At 30.0% G+C, this 19092-nt stretch carries 21 protein-coding genes; 1 reads left to right on the top strand and 20 read right to left on the bottom strand.

Annotation, left to right across the window (positions count from 1 at the left end; genetic code table 11):
- Positions 1-137 precede the first annotated feature (137 nt).
- On the top strand, positions 138-2285 hold the full coding sequence (locus ACJJVO_RS00540) for a S46 family peptidase (RefSeq protein WP_405569122.1): 2148 nt from the start codon (positions 138-140) through the stop codon (positions 2283-2285).
- Positions 2286-2483: 198 nt separating this feature from the next.
- On the opposite strand, the gene ACJJVO_RS00535 is transcribed toward ACJJVO_RS00540, so the two are convergent.
- The 20 genes from ACJJVO_RS00535 to ACJJVO_RS00440 form a co-directional block, all read right to left on the bottom strand.
- Positions 2484-3221 (bottom strand): outer membrane beta-barrel protein, encoded by a 738-nt coding sequence (locus ACJJVO_RS00535; RefSeq protein ID WP_405569119.1) that lies wholly within the window; start codon positions 3219-3221, stop codon positions 2484-2486.
- Between the two features lie 176 nt (positions 3222-3397).
- On the bottom strand, positions 3398-3871 hold the full coding sequence (locus ACJJVO_RS00530; protein ID WP_405569117.1) for a hypothetical protein: 474 nt from the start codon (positions 3869-3871) through the stop codon (positions 3398-3400).
- A 181-nt stretch (positions 3872-4052) separates the two neighbouring features.
- Positions 4053-4307 (bottom strand): hypothetical protein, encoded by a 255-nt coding sequence (locus tag ACJJVO_RS00525; protein WP_405569114.1) that lies wholly within the window; start codon positions 4305-4307, stop codon positions 4053-4055.
- Between the two features lie 174 nt (positions 4308-4481).
- Positions 4482-4940, bottom strand: coding sequence for a VOC family protein (locus ACJJVO_RS00520; protein WP_405569113.1), 459 nt, complete (start codon positions 4938-4940; stop codon positions 4482-4484).
- Positions 4941-5053: 113 nt separating this feature from the next.
- A complete protein-coding gene (locus ACJJVO_RS00515) occupies positions 5054-5593 on the bottom strand; it encodes an SMI1/KNR4 family protein (RefSeq protein ID WP_405569110.1) in 540 nt (179 codons plus the stop codon).
- A gap of 171 nt (positions 5594-5764) precedes the next feature.
- Positions 5765-7057 (bottom strand): ectonucleotide pyrophosphatase/phosphodiesterase, encoded by a 1293-nt coding sequence (locus tag ACJJVO_RS00510; RefSeq protein WP_405569109.1) that lies wholly within the window; start codon positions 7055-7057, stop codon positions 5765-5767.
- Between the two features lie 161 nt (positions 7058-7218).
- Positions 7219-7932 (bottom strand): hypothetical protein, encoded by a 714-nt coding sequence (locus ACJJVO_RS00505; RefSeq protein WP_405569107.1) that lies wholly within the window; start codon positions 7930-7932, stop codon positions 7219-7221.
- Positions 7933-8015: 83 nt separating this feature from the next.
- The gene (locus ACJJVO_RS00500) at positions 8016-8606 is read right to left on the bottom strand and encodes a hypothetical protein (protein ID WP_405569104.1); all 591 of its coding nucleotides are present in this window, start codon (positions 8604-8606) and stop codon (positions 8016-8018) included.
- A gap of 192 nt (positions 8607-8798) precedes the next feature.
- Positions 8799-9368, bottom strand: a complete 570-nt coding sequence (locus tag ACJJVO_RS00495) for an SRPBCC domain-containing protein (RefSeq protein ID WP_405569102.1) — start codon at positions 9366-9368, stop codon at positions 8799-8801.
- Between the two features lie 180 nt (positions 9369-9548).
- Positions 9549-9980: a hypothetical protein gene (locus tag ACJJVO_RS00490; RefSeq protein WP_405569100.1), complete on the bottom strand. Its 432-nt coding sequence runs from the start codon at positions 9978-9980 to the stop codon at positions 9549-9551.
- Positions 9981-10272: 292 nt separating this feature from the next.
- Positions 10273-10854, bottom strand: coding sequence for a hypothetical protein (locus tag ACJJVO_RS00485; RefSeq protein ID WP_405569097.1), 582 nt, complete (start codon positions 10852-10854; stop codon positions 10273-10275).
- Positions 10855-10879: 25 nt separating this feature from the next.
- Entirely contained in the window at positions 10880-11848 is a 969-nt protein-coding gene (locus tag ACJJVO_RS00480; protein ID WP_405569094.1) for a YHYH protein, read from the bottom strand.
- Positions 11849-12095: 247 nt separating this feature from the next.
- Complete coding sequence (locus ACJJVO_RS00475) at positions 12096-12548, bottom strand: hypothetical protein (RefSeq protein ID WP_405569092.1); 453 nt, start codon at positions 12546-12548, stop codon at positions 12096-12098.
- A gap of 146 nt (positions 12549-12694) precedes the next feature.
- Positions 12695-13522 (bottom strand): DUF1963 domain-containing protein, encoded by an 828-nt coding sequence (locus tag ACJJVO_RS00470; protein ID WP_405569089.1) that lies wholly within the window; start codon positions 13520-13522, stop codon positions 12695-12697.
- A gap of 205 nt (positions 13523-13727) precedes the next feature.
- Positions 13728-14150: a hypothetical protein gene (locus ACJJVO_RS00465; protein ID WP_405569086.1), complete on the bottom strand. Its 423-nt coding sequence runs from the start codon at positions 14148-14150 to the stop codon at positions 13728-13730.
- A gap of 166 nt (positions 14151-14316) precedes the next feature.
- Positions 14317-15105 carry a hypothetical protein gene (locus ACJJVO_RS00460; RefSeq protein ID WP_405569083.1) on the bottom strand — a complete coding sequence of 263 codons (789 nt, stop codon included), beginning with the start codon at positions 15103-15105 and terminating at the stop codon, positions 14317-14319.
- A gap of 256 nt (positions 15106-15361) precedes the next feature.
- Positions 15362-16267 carry a hypothetical protein gene (locus tag ACJJVO_RS00455; RefSeq protein WP_405569082.1) on the bottom strand — a complete coding sequence of 302 codons (906 nt, stop codon included), beginning with the start codon at positions 16265-16267 and terminating at the stop codon, positions 15362-15364.
- A 261-nt stretch (positions 16268-16528) separates the two neighbouring features.
- The gene (locus ACJJVO_RS00450) at positions 16529-17047 is read right to left on the bottom strand and encodes a YybH family protein (RefSeq protein ID WP_405569080.1); all 519 of its coding nucleotides are present in this window, start codon (positions 17045-17047) and stop codon (positions 16529-16531) included.
- Positions 17048-17262: 215 nt separating this feature from the next.
- Complete coding sequence (locus ACJJVO_RS00445) at positions 17263-17760, bottom strand: hypothetical protein (RefSeq protein WP_405569077.1); 498 nt, start codon at positions 17758-17760, stop codon at positions 17263-17265.
- A gap of 177 nt (positions 17761-17937) precedes the next feature.
- Positions 17938-18960, bottom strand: a complete 1023-nt coding sequence (locus ACJJVO_RS00440; RefSeq protein ID WP_405569075.1) for a hypothetical protein — start codon at positions 18958-18960, stop codon at positions 17938-17940.
- Positions 18961-19092: the final 132 nt, after the last annotated feature.

The raw sequence follows: 19092 nt of genomic DNA, 5'->3' as shown, positions 1-19092 counted from the left end.
GTTTTTTTGTTAGGGAAAGCACCTGCTCGAAAGAGTGGGTGTTTTTTGTTTTATGGGATGGTAGTTTTAACACTCATACAACTATTAAAACCACATAAAATTCATTATTTTTAGCACGATAATAAAAACAACTAAACATGAAGAAAATATCCCTTACAATTATTGCCTTTATCATCTCATTTACGTCCGTAATGGCAGATGAAGGCATGTGGTTTTTAATGCATATAGAGCGCTTAAATTATCGCGATATGCAAAAAATGGGTTTACAATTAACACCCGAAGAAATCTACAGTATTAACAATCAAAGTTTAAAAGATGCTATTGTTCAATTTAACGGAGGTTGTACGGCAAGTATAGTTTCAGATAGTGGCTTGGTATTAACGAATCATCATTGTGGTTACGATGCCATTGCAGAATTGTCTACAGCAGAACAAAATCATTTAAAAAATGGGTTTTGGGCAGGTTCTCAGGCAGAAGAAATGAAACCAGAAAGTCTATATGTTCGCTTTTTTGTGAGAATGGACGACGTTTCTAAACGTATGTTAGCTCAAGTTAATGACAGTATGAGCGAAAAAGAACGTGAAGCAGCACTTAACAAAGAGATTGCTAAAATTGAACAAGAAAATAGTGAAGGTGGAAAATATACCGTTTCTGTACGTTCATTTTATCAAGGTAATGAGTTTTACTACTTTGTTTATGAAGATTATAAAGATGTACGTTTAGTAGGTACACCTCCAGAAAATGTTGGTAAATATGGAGGAGATACAGATAACTGGGAATGGCCAAGACATACTGGTGATTTTTCGTTATTTAGAGTTTATGCAGATAATGAAGGTAAGCCAGCAGAATATTCTACTGATAATGTGCCTTTAAAAGCAAAATATCATTTACCAGTAAATATAGATGGTGTAAAAGAAAATGACTTTGCTATGATTTTAGGTTATCCAGGTCGTACAAACCGTTGGATGCCTGCACAAGGTGTTGAGCAAAATGTGAAATATGCATATCCTGCTTGGGTAGAGGGTTCTAAATTAAGCATGGATGTGATGAAGAAATACATGGATGCAGACGAATCTGTAAATTTAATGTATGCCTCTGCTTATGCAGGTATTGCTAACTATTGGAAAAATAGAGCAGGTATGATTAAAGCATTAACGGAGCATAAAACCGTAGAGAAAAAGAGCAAAACCGAAGCTAAATTTGAAAAATGGGCGAAGAAGAAAGATAATAAAGCCACCTATGGAAAGGTTATTGAAAATATCAATAATTATTATAGCTTAACTAACGAAAAAGCAAAGCAAACCAATTATTTATTAGGGATTTTACGTTCTAGTAAATTTTCTGTTTTGCCATATAGAGTTGGATCTGGTTTAAAACAATATGTGAGTGCTAGTGAAGCAGAACGTAAAAACTTATTGCCAAGATTAGAAGCTTTTATTGAAAGTAATTATCAAAATTACCATTTGCCTTTAGAAAAAGAAATTTTAGCAAAACAACTAGGTTTATTAGCATCAAAATCTAACTATTCGCTACCAGAATTGGTTGCTGAAGTAGGGCAAAAAAACAATAATGATTTTACTGCTTATACTAATGCTATTTTCGATTTAAGTTTATTTTCTTCAAAAGAAAGAGCCTTATCATTTTTGCAATATCCTGATGAAGCAATTTTAGAGAATGATCCTTTATTTAAATTATCTAATCAACTATTAGATAAGTATAGAGAAAGTCCAGAAGCATTAGAACAACCAGAAAATGATTTTGAAGCCTCATTTAGATTATTAGTAAAAGGTTTACGTGAATCTGGATTAAGCGATATAAAATATCCTGATGCCAATTCTACATTACGTTTATCTTACGGAAAAGTGAGAGCTTTACCAGCAGATAAAAGAAACGATGCTAACGAAAACAACTACACAACGTTTCAAGGTATGATTAAAAAATACAAGCCAAACGATAGTGAGTTTGATTTAGATCAAGGTATGTTAGATATTTACGAAAAGAAAGATTACGGTCGTTATGCTAATGAACGTGGTCAATTACCAGTAAATTTCTTAACAGATAATGATATTACAGGTGGTAACTCTGGTTCTCCTGTTGTAAATGGAAAAGGTGAATTAATTGGTTTAGCCTTTGATGGAAACATTGAAGCTATGGCAGGTGATGTAATTTTTGATAAAGATTTACAACGTACCATTAATGTAGATATTAGATATGTACTTTGGTTAATAGACAAATACTCTAACGCCAAACATATTGTTGATGAGTTAACGATTATTAATAACTAGTCTATAGCAATTAACACAAATAAAAAGCGACCTGAACTTCAGGTCGCTTTTTTTATGTAATAATGTTATTTAGTTCACTTTTAAAGCAATGTACTTTATGTCTAAAATTACGCACAGAATGTTCAACTTGTGATTATTCTCACTCAATAATGTTTTTTTTTAGTGTTACGACTAATTTTATGCAATTTTTAATGGGTTTTATAATACTAATCCAATTCCTAAATTAATTGTGGTAGGTTCTTTTTCATTTTTAAAGTCAATATATTGAGTTAAATCCGAATCAGGATCGTTGTTCTTTATGGCATTAAAATATTGATTGATTTTTAGAAGAATAAAGCCTTTTTTATCTGCTGAAAATGATATGTTTTTTTTTAATTGAATAAAAGCACCAAAACTTACAGAATTATAATTGTCCTTTATGTTCTTGTCATAACTCACTACAGAATTTTCATAGAATACTGGGTCATTAGGATCAATAAAATTAAATTGAGAAAGATCGATTCTGGTCTCGCCTTTTTCTTTTGCTGCAATTAAAAAACTTGTAAATCCTCCAATACCTAATTGATACGATTTGTCTTTAGAAAAATGAAAGTTAAAATTTATTGGTGTTTGAATTTGGCTAATATTGCGGTTGCCTTTATTAGTAGTTGCGGCAACTTTATCTTCTACAGAAAACCGATCGAGATAATAACCGATTCCGAAATCTATAGATAATTTTTCGTTAAGTGAATAATTTAGGCTGGGTAAAATATAAGCTCCTATATTTATTGAAGATTTAATTTTAGGACTTCCATCAACATCAGTATTAGTGAGTTCACTTGTTTTTGGAATTGAAATCGTTGGTCCTAGTGATAATTGAAAATTAATTTTGTTGTCTTGGGCATAAGTCTTAATGCAAAAGCACATCATAATAATTAGTAAAAATCTTAGTGTCATGGTTGGCTTTAGTTTTATGTGAGTTATTAGGAATGATTAGTTGCGAGGTTAAGTATGTAATTTAGCAAATAAAAATCTAAAATAACTGAACTCAACAAACTAGAGAAGTAAAATTTGATAGTTTCTAAAAAGATTAGCTACCACAATAATCGAGATATAATTTGAATTTTAAGATGTTATTGTTCCATTATATATGTTTTGAAAGCATTAAAATTCACATTAGTAATTTCTTTTTTTGAAGGATAGCTATGACCGTAAAGTCCTAGATAGATTGGAATAGGTTCTATCGCTTTTTCTCCCTTTTCTTTAGCTTTTAATTTGATTGGTAACAAAACGTCTCTTTCTACTGCAATACTGAAATCTGACCATCCATAATTATATTCAGATTTACATTTTCTGCAAGTCCATTTTTCATTTGAATTTTCAGGTCCGTTTTTAAGCGTTTCGATTTCAAAATAAGGTTTTACTTTTTCAATTAATAATGTGGTGTCCCAAGCTTTAAAAGAAGCTCTATAGTTAATACAATTTATTCCAACTATTTGGAGAAACCTTGGATATTGGCAAGCACATGAATTTCCTTGATAGTAATATCCAATAGCTTTTTCTAGTAATTGAGATACTTTATTATATTTTATTTTAAAATCGTCCACAGGTTTTGGTCAATTATTTATTAAAGTCTGCTTTACTGTAATTAGTTGCAATAATCTGTATTAGATGTGGTTGTGTATGATTTAGGGATATACCTAATCCCAGTTAAAAGAATAAAGAAACTTAGAAATGATTTTGGTAAGTGGGAGAGTACTAGTTATAAATTATAGCAGTGTTTTTGTTTTATTCCTTTTTATTGTATTTTTTATGTACAACATTTTTCTTTTCTAAAATGGCATAAAATTTTCTTGGTGATATTTTGAGATCTTTGGTGATATCACTTACTTTTTTCTTTCCTTTTTTATAGAGTTTTAAATTCTCATTTACCTTTTTATTAAAGTAATGAGTTTCCAACTTTTTAACAATTTGCAATTCCGTCAAATTTGATTCATTGGCATAGTTTTCAATTTCCGATTTAATTTTTGATAAATTACTCATATAAGTTTCGTTTTTAACTTTTTGCCTCAATAAATGCTTAAGTTTATGTTGGGTTTATTGTGTGTTAATGAACTAAAGATAGTGAATTAAATCTTGTGTGAAAAATCCATAAGGATTTTCATGAGTAGGCGAGGAGTCGTTATTAATAAATCATAGTATTAAAAGCGGTTTGTATTACGTTATGCTATTTTTATTTATCCATTCTTCATATGATACTATTCCTAACTCTGGTTTTGCTTCGCCATCCAAAATTGCAATAAATTCTAAATAGTGACCGTCAGGATCAGAAAAATAAATTGCTATTGCAGGCATCCATGCAAAAACCATAGGCATATCTGTTCCATTATTTAAAAAGTTATAAGGTTTTAATCCGTGTTCATTTAAAAAATCAGTTGATTGGTTTAGAATAAATTCTTTATCGCAACGAAAAGCAAAATGTCGTTTTTCTATTTCTGATTTTGGCTTTTCCCAAAGTCCCAACATGGCTTCTTTTGGTTTTCCAATCCAAAAAAATGCGACACGCCTTTCTTCTTCAAAATGACATAGTTTTAGCTGTAGTACATTTTTATAAAAGTCTATTGATGTTTCTAAATTCTCAACAAATAAGTGAGTTTCATAAAGTCCTTTTATCATATTTTTTGATATTTATACTGTTCGCTTTTTGCTGTTAATAAGTCAAATTTAAAAGTTTACTGGACTTACAAATGTGCCATAAGTGAGATTGCGTAACTAGTGGTTTGTGCGTTTTAACCACGCTGTTTTTCGTGTTCTTTAGCTAATTCCGTTATCATATTTTCAAAATCTGAATATTGTATTTCAAATTCATCATAAACTTCGTGGTCCCAGAGTACAATAGGATAATTATTGTTTTTACAATTGACCGTTGTATCAAAACATAAAAGTCCCCAATCACTCCAATTGGCAAATGGAATTCTACCTGTATCAATTAAATCTTCACTTGGGTAACCATTAAAAATCATTTTCATTATTTCTGCACGCCAAGTTTTAATAGGATTTGAGCAAAATGAACAATCTGAAATGTATAATTCGTAAAAGTGTTTATATTTTAGAAAAGCTCTGTAGCTCAATGGTAATTTGTGTCCGATTTCCTTTTCTAATTCGTTTAACTCTAAATCTGTTACAGTACTTTTAATTGGCAACCACTTATTCCACTCTCGGTTTTCGAGATTTGTTTTATCAGCCATCTCAGATTCAATTTTAATAGGCAATGAATTTATCTCGTTAGCAATAAGTTCGTTTAAATATTTGTCAATTATTTCTTCCAATTTTGTGTGTTTTTAATGATTTACAATAATTGTTTATGGTTAGTTACGTGGTTAGGCAGCTAATTTAGCAAACAAAAATAAATGCGATAAAATCCTGAAGAAAATTTACAAATTAGCAATGACCTAAGCAATTAATTGTACCCAATGTTTCCTGCAGGCTTTATTCTTAACTCAATTATCTTCTTTCAAAACACTTTTTATTTCATTTATGTCTCCATCTATCGATTCAGGAATTTTCAATCCTAAAATTTCACACATTAATGGATAGATATGAATGTTTTTTATAGAAGGTATTTCATATTCATTTTTAAAAGCTGGACCATTTGCATAAAATATGCCATGCATCTCTTTGTATTTGCTATCATAGCCATGAACGCCAAAGGTTGTAACACCTTCTTTGATAAGCGCATCTTTACGTCTTTGATTCCAAAAATGATAACCGTAATCTGGTATTAATTGTATTGCTCCCCAATTTTTATTTGTTGGGATGTACTCAAAACCTGGTGTGTTTTCAGTTTTATAAGCTTTGAAATTATTTTCCTTTTGTCTTAAATAGTGTAGTACAGAATCTATTTCAACCTCTTTTTTTGGATGAATATTTACTATTGTACCATTTTCAATTGTCATGAATAAGTCGTCGTTTTCGATAGAATCTATTGGTATTATTTTGTGAGTAGACTGATTTCCCATGCCATGGTCAGAAACGATGATAATATTTACAGGAAGCCCAGTTTCTGATACTCCTTTAAACAAATCGCCTAAATTTTTATCTAATTCTAACAATGCTGTTTTCATTTTATCGTCATCATTAGTACCATATTGGTGTCCCAGATTATCCATGTCACCAAAATATAAAGTGATTAAGTGTGGTCTGCTTTTCTCCTCTAAATTCAACCAATTTATAGTTTGATTAACGCGTTCTTCATTTTTAATGCTATTATCAAATTTATAGTAGTATGTTGGTCTTATACCTTGAATGGCTGCTTCTGTACCTACAAAGAAATAACTGGCAGTTATAATATCTGCTTTATTTGCCTCAACCCAAATAGGTGAACCTCCATAAAAACTCCCGTCATCTGCCATTTTTGGATTCCTCTTATTAAATAGAGTGTCTTTTTTATAATCATAAAATATATTTCCTATTATGCCATGCTTGTCTGGATAAAGTCCTGTAGCAATGGTATAATGGTTGGGAAATGTTTTAGTAGGAAATGAGGGGATTAATGATTGTGACTTAACGCCATTTTTAATGAATGCACTTAAATTAGGTGGATTGTATTTTTCTACATAATCCCAACGAAAACCATCAAGTGAAATTAATATTAAGTAAGGTTTTTTTTCAACAACGTTTGAATTTGTTTTGGTAATAGAACCAGGTGAACTTGTTATTTTTCTATTACAGGAAAACAATAATATCATTCCCATAATAAAAACAGATATTATTATTATGTTACGTTGTTTCATTTGAGTTCGTTTTTTAGGTTCTAAGTAGCATAGTGCGTGTATGTGTTAGTTGCAAGGTTTAGAAACTAATTTAGCAAATATAATAGAATATAAAATCAGAGCGTATTTTTTGTAAGGTATCTATAAACCAGGTAATTAATTATGAATGGTGTTGTAAGAAGTTATTTAAATCTATTTTTCTTCTTTTTAAAGTAATTTTGAACATTTGGTTTTTGTTCAGTTTGTCTAAATTCAAAAATTTTGTTTTCAGATTTTATTTCATTTGTTCTGAATTCCGTTTCACTTTTTATGACAAAACTTGAGTCCGATTTTATAATTCCATTTAGCTCGTATAAATAAGCTGAATTAAAAGAATCTTTTGTTGGATTTTGCATTTCAATTCGGTAAAGTTGAATTTTAATACTATCCTTTTCGATTTGAGCTAATCCTTTACTTCCAATATCATCAGGTCTAAATCCGCAAATACGTTTAGTCCTTTTTTCAATAGAATTTTGCGATTTCAGCATCAATTCAATTGTTTTATGTGCACTTTCGTATGTGTTGTCATAGTTATCTTTTTCTGCACAATAATAATGTGAAAGTCCATTAATTCTGCCAATTTTGACTACAAAACCATCTTCATAGATAAATAAAACGGATAGATGTTTTATTTTATTTATTCCAGTTTTTTCTATGTATTCGTCAATAAAAGGTGGTGAATTTTCGCCATATTCAAATTCTGATTCTGCAAAATAATATCCATTTAGTTTTAATGATTTTTCTGTTAATGAATTGTCCTCAAAATCAATTAGTTTGTCCTTATGATGCGTCTTAAAAATTCCACAAGAATTAATTGTAAAACAAACCATAAATAAGATGAATATCTTGTATTTCAATTTTTTAGTTTTAATTTCTTACGGCGATTACGTATAACAAAACAGCAATATCCTACGATTAATTCTAAAAATAGCAATTATTTTTAGACTGTTTTGTGCACGGTTTTTTTTTGTTTTATGATTTCGAATATTCCCAAAGTTAAAATTGTTAATATTACGCCTTGAAAGAATAGCGTTCCAATGCTTAATGCGAATAAATCTATTAATTCAACATTACCATTTTCTAATTCAGTATTTCTGTTTCCAGGTAAATAATCCCGATGAAAACTAGTCACAATAATTACAAAACGCTCAAAATACATTCCGCTTTTCATTCCAAATGCGACTAAAATCACATACCAAAATTTTGATGCCAATTTTTTAATAAATAGAGTCAGAGGTAAAATTATAGCGGATACAAACATTATCCAATATGCCCAAGCATAAGGACCAGTTGCTCTATTAATAAAAGCATATTCCTCAGGGTTTTCAGTCGTTGCCATTCCAATTAGATAGAAAGTCCAAGTAATTATTGTGTAGAAGATAATTGTCCATCTAATTAAATTAAGGACTTTTTTTGTTTCAAATCGGTTTTTAAAAATCAATTCAACATAAATTAAAGTCAGAATTATAGGAATTAGGCAGTAAATCAGATTAGCATCAAATATTGCAACAATCCTTTTATATAGTTCCATTTTTTTTTTTTTTTTGTTTTCAGTAAGCTGCTTCTCTAATTTTGCCTAACTGTTTTTTGTATGGTTAGTCGCGTGGCTCAGTAACTAATTTAGTGAAAATGGAACGAACCAAAGGAAATTCTTAAGGAATTTCCAAGTAGGCTATAAACAAGCAATTAATTATACACCTTGCTAGCCTATAGCTTTTTGTTTTCAGTCCTTCTCTAAGTGGTTTATTAAAGTCATTAAAATCTTTTCGTTAGCTGGAATAAAATAATTCATAAGTGAAAGATATTTCGGATTGTTTTTATATCCAATTCCAAATGATTTAACTTTTGTATAACCATCCTCCATTTCGTCAAAATAAATAACATTATAAAAGTCTTTTGCTTCCTTTTTCATAAATTCAGGGAAATTATCGGTAATTTCTGCTTGAAGTGTTATCAATCTTTTAGGGACGTAATTTATTATGTGAGTAACAATTGTGGTACTGTCTCCTATTTTTCCTTCTTTGTTGTAGTTTGATTTAATAAATCCACCAACACTTAAATCTATTTCAGCAAGCGGTGCCGCCCAACTTTCATAACCTTTTTTTGTGGTGTATGAGTTCCAAACTGAATCAATTGGTGATTTCACCATGAATTCTTGTATTAAAACTAATTCTGGCGTTTTGGTAGAGTCAATTATAGATATTACTCTTTTTAGTTCAGGTCCCGCTTTATCTTGTCCAAAAGTAAATGAAGTTATAAGGACAAACAGAAGTATTATCAGTGAGTTTTTCATGTCAATTAATTTATTATAGTTCTTGTGTTTCCTTAAATTTTTGGCAACGGTCTAGGATGTGATTTCGTTGTGTGTTTAAGCATTAAAGTTAGCAAATAAATAACAGATAGGAAGTTAGCGAGGGCTTTTGTAATTAGGCTAGAACTAGCAATAAATTATAAACGTTGTTGGCAACTGGATTTATTTTTTTATTTCCAATTCGTTAATATTTATTTTCAGTTTTACAGTCTTTCGATTTTTGTAAATCCCGTATTCTATTTCTATTTCTATTTTTTTTTCATCTTCGCTAGTCCATTCTACAATCTTTGGATTATAAAAAGGTCCGATTTCGAAAAGATTTTGATCCGGTTTTTCGTCAATTTCAGAAACTGCAATTAGCAAATTATATGAAACTTCCGAATTCGGGAATCCTGCGCTTCCAGTTCCGTTGTCAATTATAAATAATTTTACAGATAAAAAGTTGTCTTTACTAGCTTCAATTAATTGAGAATTATTCAGGATTTTAATCAGCTGAGTGTTGTCAATTTTTTCTATTTTTAACTCATCTTGTCCGAAAGATATTTGTGTAAAACACATAGTTAAAATCATTGTCAAAGTTAGAATAATTCTCATTTAGTTCGTTTTTTTTAGCTTGTTGCCAGCGTGTTTGTGTATGGTTAGTTGCGGATTTTATTTACTATATTTTCGGTTTATTACTTGACTTTAAAGATAAAAAACTAACTTTGAGTAAGCTCTAAAACCGTTATTATTTATACACGGTGTTATGTGTAGTTTTTTATTTACTTAATTTCAAAGTTTTGTGGTCAGTAGGCTTTATAGGTAATTATTCTTTTCAGGATTAATTTATTAGAGGATAATTCCAAAATTTCATATTCGTCATTACTTAAATTTCCAATTTTTATTGTCAATATGCTGTCTTTCTTTTAAAAGAAAAAATCAGTAAACCTAACAACAGTATTGCACCAATAATTAAATAATATTTTAAATAACTACTAGTTTCTGTGGTGATATTAAAAGATGAAGTAGTGTTGTCTGTAATTGCTTCTTCCTTTTTTCCGTCTTTGTTTAAATACCAATGATAGTTTTTTTGAGAGTTATTCTGTTCAAACATCATGGTGTTTGAAACTTTACTAATATCTGAACCCTCGAATATTAATGTGTAACGTGTGGCATGGTTATGTTCTTCATTATTCTTTTCAAGAACAACTTTTAATAAATGTAATTGTTTGTCTTTTGTGTCAAAAATTTTTAACTTCTCTTTGGTGTAACGTAAAAATATGTCATTAATATCTTCTATTGTTTTAGCATTATTATAATTAGAATCGAATGCAATTAAGGCATTTCGAATACTCCATGAAAATTCAGCATGAATTATAGTTTGAGTACCTTCTGTTGTAATATCAAAATAAGCAATATCAGAATCATGTGCATACGTAAAAGGTATACACATGATAAAGAATAAACATGATAAATATAATTTATACATATTTGATTCGTTTTTTAAGATTTTTTTAATTCCCTGGCCCTTGTTGGAAGTCATTAGAAGGTGTTCCTCTAAAGTATCTTGGGATACTTGGAAAAGAATCACCATCAGTCAATATATAATAAAATGTACCATTAGGAAACTCAGGGGTTACACCTGTTCTTCCATTCGCCTCATCAAGAGTTCCAAGTCCATCAACATACTCGTAATCTGCAGAATATGCACCATTGTACTCAGAGCAAGGTGCCGATACACCATCTCCAGGTCTATCACCTGTTAATAATTCATAACTTGAGGTCATTTCTATAACAGCAGAGCTACTATCATCAGCATCTGTATATGCGTATTTATAATAAATAGGATATCCATCAGCAGCCCATCCAACTTGTACCATTTCAGTTCCGTCTGCATCTGCAACTAAATCATATAATGTTGGTGTACCATGATGATGATATTTACCAGTAGGCTGAACATGTGAGTAGTTACAGTCTAAACCTATAGGAACATTTAATGCTTCTAAATTCCAATCCCAATTTACATCAGGATCCATAACTCCAAGTTCACTATGTGGCCAAGGTTCAGCTGCAATAGGGTCTAATTCTACACCGTCTAACAAGATTCCAAAAATATATTCAGGACCATTATTGCCCTCTAGCGAAGTTAAATTTCCCGAAAGTACAGGATTTGTAGTTATTGTATAAGTTTCATTCTGTTCGGTAATATCTCCATTAATGAAGGTCCCTACTAAATGATCAGGAATACTATTAGATGTGATAACTCTATCAGATCCATCAATACTAATTGATACAGATGAATCATAAGCTAATTGTGTATCACAAACACCACTTCCTTCTGCCAAGTCTTGTTGAACACAATCAGTAGTGTCTGTATCTGTATCCGAGTCATCATCAGTATTACAAGATACCATAGCTAAAGATATCACAAAAAATGATAAGACTAAGGTAATAAAGCGCATTGATATTAGTTTAATTTTCATAAGTTTATTTTTTAATTATATATTATTCTTTTAGATGTCCTATCTCTAACGAACTTGCACAATTTAGTTGTTTTTTTGCATTTTATGAGGTTTTCTTTTTTAAAAATGGCATACTGTTTTGTGTATGATTTCGTTGCGTGTTTAAGAACTAAAGTTAGCAAATAAATCACAAATAGAAAGTCCGCGAGGACTTTCGTAAGTAGGCTAGAACTAGCAATGAATTATACACAGTGTTGGCAACTGGATATTATTCTAAATAAAAACTATGTTCTTCTTGGTTGGATTCAATTAAATTAATTAGCCTTTTAGTTGGTTCAATTATATGTCCATCTTTATTCCAAAATTTCCATTTTTCTGGATCAACAGTATTTTCTATGTATGTATATTCGCAATCACTTCCGCTCGTACTATCATTTACTTTAATAACTGTGTCATATTCTCCTTCAGCAATTTTAATACTCTCTTTGGTTTTGAATGTCCAAGTTCCAATCCGATAAGAATATTTTACTTCCGTACCAACTGCTCCGCAAAATGTATATGATGCGTTTTTTTTCTTTCCAACTGTTTCAATAGAGTAGAACCCTTTTTTTGATTCAGATGACTTTTTATTTTCAGTTTTACAGCTAAAAAGTAAACTAACAACGAGTAGAGATAATATTATTCTAAATAAATTATTATTCATTGCGATTCTGTTTGTCATCTTATTGCCAACGATTATGTGTATGGTTAGTTATGCTGTTAAGTAACTAATTTAGTAAACAAAAACGAACGCGAGAAAATTCCGAAGGAATTTTCCAAATAAGCAACGACCAAAGCAATTAATTATACACGATGTTGTGCTTAGTTTTATGAATTTTGAAATGTTAAAATAGTCTTGTTGAATTCTTTTCTTTCTAAGTCTTGTTTTCTAATTCCAAAATATCCCATTGAGCAAATATGGAAGTTATCCCAAAATTCAGGAACTGAATTCTCAGTAGAAAATTGAAATAAATTAATAAAATCATTCCTTAGAGTATCAATTTTTTCTTGATTTTCGCTAATTGTTTTAAAAGAGAATTCAACACCTAAATTTCCGCAAGCCCAGTCAATTTTGACATCTCCTTGCATTGGATAAGTATGACCTAATATTTGATTATTTTCATAAGTCATAAAATCTTCTTCGACTTCATATAAATCCATATATGATTCTTGATCATTTAAACTCAAGGATTCTATTTCTAAAGTTTCTCCAGAAGGGAAAGTGTAAATGTTTTCAAAAAGCATCTTAAACTCACTTGCTCGATATTCTTTATTGAGTTCTTTTGGAAAATCTCTTCTACTTAATTCTGCATCATTAGAGTATATCACTTTGTGGTCAAAACTAAATTCGTCTGGATTCTCTATAAAGAAATATAAGTAACCTGACTTTGGTAAAATTTTATCTAAATCAAATACATTAATTTGCTCTAAATTAATTTGAGCTAAAAAAGTCATTGGCTTGTCTTTGAATATTGGCCATTCAGTTTTTATTGGTAAGTCTGGGTTTCCTCCAAATTTAGATGTTCCAACTTCACTTTCGTTTTTACTTTCTTCGACTTCTATGTTTATAGCAGGAATTAGATATGATTCAATTTTATTTCCTTTTTCCCATTTAATCTTATGAAGTAATTCTAGATATTCTTTTTTAGTCCTCATTTTTTTAGTGTCTTTTTTCTCGTAAGCTCAAAGAATTAATTGGATTTTAATTTTTTTAGTAAATTAAACACAACGGTCTAGTGTATGATTTCGTTGCATGTTTAAGCACTAAAGTTAGTAAATAAATCACAGATAGAAAGTCTGCGAGGACTTTGGTAAGTAGGCTAGAACCAAGCAATTAATTTATACGGTGTTGGTAGTAGTTTTAGTTTTTAAAAGTTCTGTCTGTAATATTTTCATCAAACTTATCAAAAGTATTCTGGACTTTCTTCAGATCTATTTCACCATTTAAATCAAAACATTTATTCTTATACAAGAATTTCACATGATTTTTCCAATAAGTATAAGTAGATATTTCAATAGTTATGTCTTCCTTAAGAAATTTATATTGAGTATAATCATCATCTCTATAATCAGTACCATTATCATTTTCCCTAATAAATATAATTTCATCGTCACTATCTAAATTATATAAGGTCAACCAACCTTCTCCAGCATTCCTGTCATATTTGAATACTTTTGTATCATCAATATATACAAAATCTTTTTTTAATTTTACTTTTTGAGCATTCGTAAGATTGTAACAAATTATTGTTGTTAATAGTAAAAAGATATTTCTTAATTTCATTGTTTCAAGTTTTATTATTTTAAATATTAGGTTTAATTACTGCTAACGTGATTGTGTATGGTTTCGTTGCGTGTTTAAGCACTAAAGTTAGTAAATAAATCACAGATAGAAAATCCGCGAAGACTTTGGTAAGTAGGCTGAAACCAGTAATTAATTTTATACGGTGTTAGGCAACGTAATTTTCTTTCCAGCCATTAGTTTTCGCAATCAATTCTGGATATAAACAAGATGAATTTCCGTCTTGCGAAACCAAAATTTTTATTGAATCTCCAATTGATTTGTTATTTGTCAAAGCAAAATTATTAGTTCTTGATTTCGCTACGTTATTTCCATATTCATAATGTACATCCATTGATGAACCGAATTTCGAAAATGTGAACCCTTTATTATGGCTTATTGAAATTATTTTTCCCTCCATAATTCTGCCTGTTTTATACAATAAGAGTTCTTTAGTTATTCGTGCGAATAGAAGATAACAAAGGATTAGTCCAATTAAAAGAACAACTCCAGCTATGTAATACATAAAATCCATACTAAACGAATACTGCTCAAATTCCGTTGGTGTTGATACTCCGTTCAAATGTTTAATTGGAATTAAATCGCCAATTTTTAAATTATCAGTTTTTTCTGGTTCAAAAACACTAAACTTTGATTCTGTTTTCTGTCCGTTGTTGTCAAATTCATAAGTCAGAATTTGTGGATTATTCCCATTGATAGTTATGTTATCAATTCCTTTAATTCCAGTTAGAATGGCATTTGTTTTTATTCCATCAGATTGAATTTTTTCGGCGTTTTCAATAAAAGGAAAACTATTCCCTAATGAATTCATCATTAAGCCCATTGGAAGAAAAAGAAGTAATGCAAATGCAATTCCTTGAAAAGCAAAAAGTAGTAATATTGGTCTGATTTTGGCTCTTTGCCAAATGGTTTTGAAATTGGTTTTTCTATCTGTCAATGTCGTTTCTCTTTATGTTGCCTAACGTGATTGTGTATGGTTAATTGCGTGTTTGAGCAACTAATTTAGTAAACAAAAACGAACGCGAGAAAATTCCGAAGGAATTTTCCAAGTTGGCAACGACCAAAGCAATGAATTATGCACATTGTTGTAGCTAGTTATTTTTATTCGATTTATTGAATTTCTGTTTGTAATTCCATGTTCTAGAGTCAAATTTGTCAAAACCATTTTTCAGTAAAAGAGATATATACTATCATTACCTATCATCTTTTTTAATTATTCCTGAAGCAGTTACTTTATCAGTATATATGATATGTGTACATTCATTTTGTTCTTCAGGAAATTTCTTATATAAAAACATATCATGGGATAAGGTAGTATTATAGATATTATCCTCTCTTTCAATAGTGCTGATTTTTAACCCTGTACCGTCATTATTTAACATGCTTCCCTCACTAAATACATGGTTAATAGACATGATTTTTTTAGAATCAAAATTAACAGAATCTTTTAACAAGTAACCTCCAATTCTTACTTTGTCAAAAAGGGGTATAAAAGAATTATGTACATTTCCAGTTAGAGTAACTATTTTGGTGTTTGGATTTTTAATATGGATGTTGCGTATTTCCCTGTACATGGATGAATCTCTGGGTGAAGATGGGTAAGGATTATCAATGAATTTTAAAATAATTCCATCATTTTTAATGCTTTTGTATACTAAATCAAGCCATGCTACACCATTTCTACCGTCAAAATTTTTTCCACGAAAGAAATCCAATTCTTTTAACTCGGAAATTGACATCTCGTCTGACAAGTTATTCATAAGTGAAGCACGAATTTCCATAGCCATTATCACGCTGCCTTCGTGTTTAGCAATCAGTTCACATAGTCCATAAGCAAATTCAGCAGGTTCATTTGTTCCGTGCATTTCCCCAATCATTAATATTTCAAAATTTGCAATTTCATCGTATATCTTGTTGCTCAACTTTGATAAGCTTTCAATAGGTATCGCATTCTTTTTTAAATCCTTTTGCTCTTCTGTCATTTCTACAGAATAATCAATAGGATTCGATGTTTCATCAGGTGCTGTTTGTTTTTTGGAATTATCTTTACAAGAAGTTAATCCAATCAGAATAATTAATAGAAATAAGATGTTTTTCATAAAATATTTAATTTTTGCAAATGTAGAACCTGTTTTGTGAATCTTGATTTTCTAATTGGCTACGGTCTTGTATATGGCTCGTAGCGTGTAAATTAGAAAATAATTTTCGGATTAAGCACAAGCCAGATTTTTAAATTTTACTATTTATCTTTTTTATTGGAAAATCGTCAAATTTAAAAATTTGGCGACTTTCCAAATATGCCTTAACTTCGATTAAACAACTAACTAGCTATGAGCTATATACGTTGTTGTGGCACGTTTTTATTTTTCCTCTTTTTTCAAAGGTGAATGATGCTCGTGAACCAATTTCCAACCATTCTCTGTTTTTACAAATAGTAGAGTAATTTGGTCATTAACTACCACAAGGTCTTCTCCGAATTTAAAATGAAAATCAGAATGAAAGGTTACGTTTGCAACATCTCCATAAACTGCAACCTTAAAATCGTTTGAATCGAATTTTACCACTTCGGTTACAGAGCTAAAAATATTTCGTTCGTATGTTTCATTTGCTTCACCACCATTGCGTAGTTCTCCATTTTTGAATTCTGTAAACTTTGGACTGTAAGCGTGTAAAGAAATAAGCCTTTCAATATCTCCTTCTTTAATACTTTGAACAATTGCGTCATAGGTTTCCATTACTTCCTTTTTTGCTTCAGGAAACTCATCATTGATTAAATCAATTTTCACTTCTACAACTTCAACTTTTTCTTCTTTTTGTTTGCATCCTGTAATTACAATTCCGAAAATCATAATCAATACAAATGTCATTTTTGATTTCATAATTTTATATATCATTGGTTAATAGTTGTTTACAAGATACAAATAATATTATGAAGATTGATTTCCGCAATGTGCTACAACGGTTTTTTGTAAGATTAGTTGCGTGTTTAAGTAACTAATTTAGCAAATAAAAACCGAATAGAATATTCCGCAGGAATATTCGTAAGTAGGCTAGAACTAGCAATTAATTTTACACGTTGTTGTGCATAGTGTTTTTATTCATTCCGTTTGTAATTCCGTCCAGTTTTAAATCCGCAATAAGCTAAAAAAATCAGCAATAATATTTGGAAGTAAAAAAGAGCACTTGACAAAATTCCTAGATTATTTTCTTTTGGTTCCATTTCAGGTTCAATTTCTCCAGCGCTTAAAGGCGGATAAATCGTCCAACTCGTGGTTTGTCTAATAAATGCGTCTAAAATTGAATCTATTCCGATTAATACTAAAATCAAAAGTATTGTCGAAATCATTAAAATCAGATTTGCGGTCAAGTTTTTAAAATTCCTGCGTAATGTTCTAACCAAATAAATTCCGAAAAATACCAGAACTCCAAGTAATAGAATGAAATGTAAATTCGCAATCACGAAATAAGTGTCGTGAATATTTATATCAAGAGTAGAGTCAGATTTTAATCCGTCGATTCCGAAAATCAGCGTGTTCAAAATCAGAACGAGAATTGTCGTTCCAATCAGCCAAAATATTTCTTTTTTTCTCAAGGTTTTAATTCAGATTACGGTTTTTGGACATTATGCACAACGTGATTGTGTATGGTTAGTTGCGTGGTTAAACAACTAAGTTAGTAAACTTTAACGAACCCGTGAAAATTCCGCAGGAATTTTCGCAAGTAGGGAAGAGCCTAGCAATTAATTATACACGGTGTTAGGCAACGTAATTTATTCAATTTCAAAAATATCTCCATTCGTAAATAATTCGGAATGTACGTTTAGTTTAATATGAAAATCACTCCTTTGCCAAAATCTTGTTTTAATTTGATAATCCTCGTTATTAGTTACATCTTTAAATTGGTCAAAAAGATTCGGTGTTAAATCATTATTGGTCATTAACCAAAATCCATCGTATTTATGTTCAATAATTCTGTCAGTCCATCCGGAAATCGAAGAAGGACTTATACTATTTATCGAAAATTTACATTGAACTAACCATTTAAATTCATTGTTAGAGTTTAATCCTCCAACTTTTTCAATTACTTCAAAGTCACGACCTCTGTCAGAAGCTCTTGTTTTTCCAATTGGGATAATACTCGTAATATTGGATTCTTTTTGAAGAAGTAATTCACATATTCTTTCAAATTGTCTGTCTTTGTCGCCAAGTAATTTTCCCCATTCAAAATGAATAGGTGCTTTAAATTCAAAAAATGGTTGAGAGGATTCAAGTTTATTACTTAAAATAACTCTTTCCTCTTCTTCTTGGCTGTCTTCTAAAAGTCCAGCAATTAAAAAGTAAGCTAAATTTGTAGCTATTATTAAAAAGTGATTTGAATTGTCAGGATTAATTCCGATATATGTTTTGACATCTGTTAAATGATATTCATAGTCGATTTCATCCATTACTGAATTCAAACGCTTGTAGAAATCAATATTGTAACTATAGATTTTTGAATTAGCTAAACAAAGTAGGTATTTTTCTCCTTCGAATATTTTTTCTACTTCAATTCTATTATTAAGTGTCTTTTTAAAATCTGATTTTAATTTGCTCGTATCAACAAAATTGCAAACTATTCCTAAATATGCATCCTTACTTTTAAAAACTCCTTTTGTTGTTGTTAAGATTTGAACAGATTCAAAATCGTTTGAAGTGTCCTTACTTTTAGTTAATTCTTCAAATTCAAATTGTTCAGTTATTGAATCTATAAAAAACCTTATATCTTCTGAAGTTAAATCTTCTTCTTCTTCCATCTATGTTTTGTATTATACTGATATAGGTTGACCTTTTTTTGTTAATATTATCACGTTCAAAAGATTTTTTTTAGCCGTTTAGAAGGCAAAAAAATAGTTTGAACTAGGTCTGTTCTTAAATCGTAAGCTCAG

The sequence above is a fragment of the Winogradskyella sp. Asnod2-B02-A genome (genome assembly GCF_045063645.1).
Classification (GTDB): Bacteria; Bacteroidota; Bacteroidia; order Flavobacteriales; family Flavobacteriaceae; genus Winogradskyella.
This window is presented reverse-complemented; position numbering and strand designations above follow the sequence as displayed.

What these genes read in the sequence shown, in the direction of transcription:
- ACJJVO_RS00495 (WP_405569102.1), bottom strand. Translation starts at nt 9,368, where the DNA reads ATGAAAAACTCACTGATAATACTTCTGTTTGTCCTTATAACTTCATTT.
- ACJJVO_RS00540 (WP_405569122.1), top strand. Translation starts at nt 138, where the DNA reads ATGAAGAAAATATCCCTTACAATTATTGCCTTTATCATCTCATTTACG.
- ACJJVO_RS00440 (WP_405569075.1), bottom strand. Translation starts at nt 18,960, where the DNA reads ATGGAAGAAGAAGAAGATTTAACTTCAGAAGATATAAGGTTTTTTATA.
- ACJJVO_RS00510 (WP_405569109.1), bottom strand. Translation starts at nt 7,057, where the DNA reads ATGAAACAACGTAACATAATAATAATATCTGTTTTTATTATGGGAATG.
- ACJJVO_RS00465 (WP_405569086.1), bottom strand. Translation starts at nt 14,150, where the DNA reads ATGAAATTAAGAAATATCTTTTTACTATTAACAACAATAATTTGTTAC.
- ACJJVO_RS00500 (WP_405569104.1), bottom strand. Translation starts at nt 8,606, where the DNA reads ATGGAACTATATAAAAGGATTGTTGCAATATTTGATGCTAATCTGATT.
- ACJJVO_RS00535 (WP_405569119.1), bottom strand. Translation starts at nt 3,221, where the DNA reads ATGACACTAAGATTTTTACTAATTATTATGATGTGCTTTTGCATTAAG.
- ACJJVO_RS00520 (WP_405569113.1), bottom strand. Translation starts at nt 4,940, where the DNA reads ATGATAAAAGGACTTTATGAAACTCACTTATTTGTTGAGAATTTAGAA.
- ACJJVO_RS00525 (WP_405569114.1), bottom strand. Translation starts at nt 4,307, where the DNA reads ATGAGTAATTTATCAAAAATTAAATCGGAAATTGAAAACTATGCCAAT.
- ACJJVO_RS00490 (WP_405569100.1), bottom strand. Translation starts at nt 9,980, where the DNA reads ATGAGAATTATTCTAACTTTGACAATGATTTTAACTATGTGTTTTACA.
- ACJJVO_RS00455 (WP_405569082.1), bottom strand. Translation starts at nt 16,267, where the DNA reads ATGAAAAACATCTTATTTCTATTAATTATTCTGATTGGATTAACTTCT.
- ACJJVO_RS00480 (WP_405569094.1), bottom strand. Translation starts at nt 11,848, where the DNA reads ATGAAAATTAAACTAATATCAATGCGCTTTATTACCTTAGTCTTATCA.
- ACJJVO_RS00485 (WP_405569097.1), bottom strand. Translation starts at nt 10,854, where the DNA reads ATGTATAAATTATATTTATCATGTTTATTCTTTATCATGTGTATACCT.
- ACJJVO_RS00470 (WP_405569089.1), bottom strand. Translation starts at nt 13,522, where the DNA reads ATGAGGACTAAAAAAGAATATCTAGAATTACTTCATAAGATTAAATGG.
- ACJJVO_RS00475 (WP_405569092.1), bottom strand. Translation starts at nt 12,548, where the DNA reads ATGACAAACAGAATCGCAATGAATAATAATTTATTTAGAATAATATTA.
- ACJJVO_RS00450 (WP_405569080.1), bottom strand. Translation starts at nt 17,047, where the DNA reads ATGAAATCAAAAATGACATTTGTATTGATTATGATTTTCGGAATTGTA.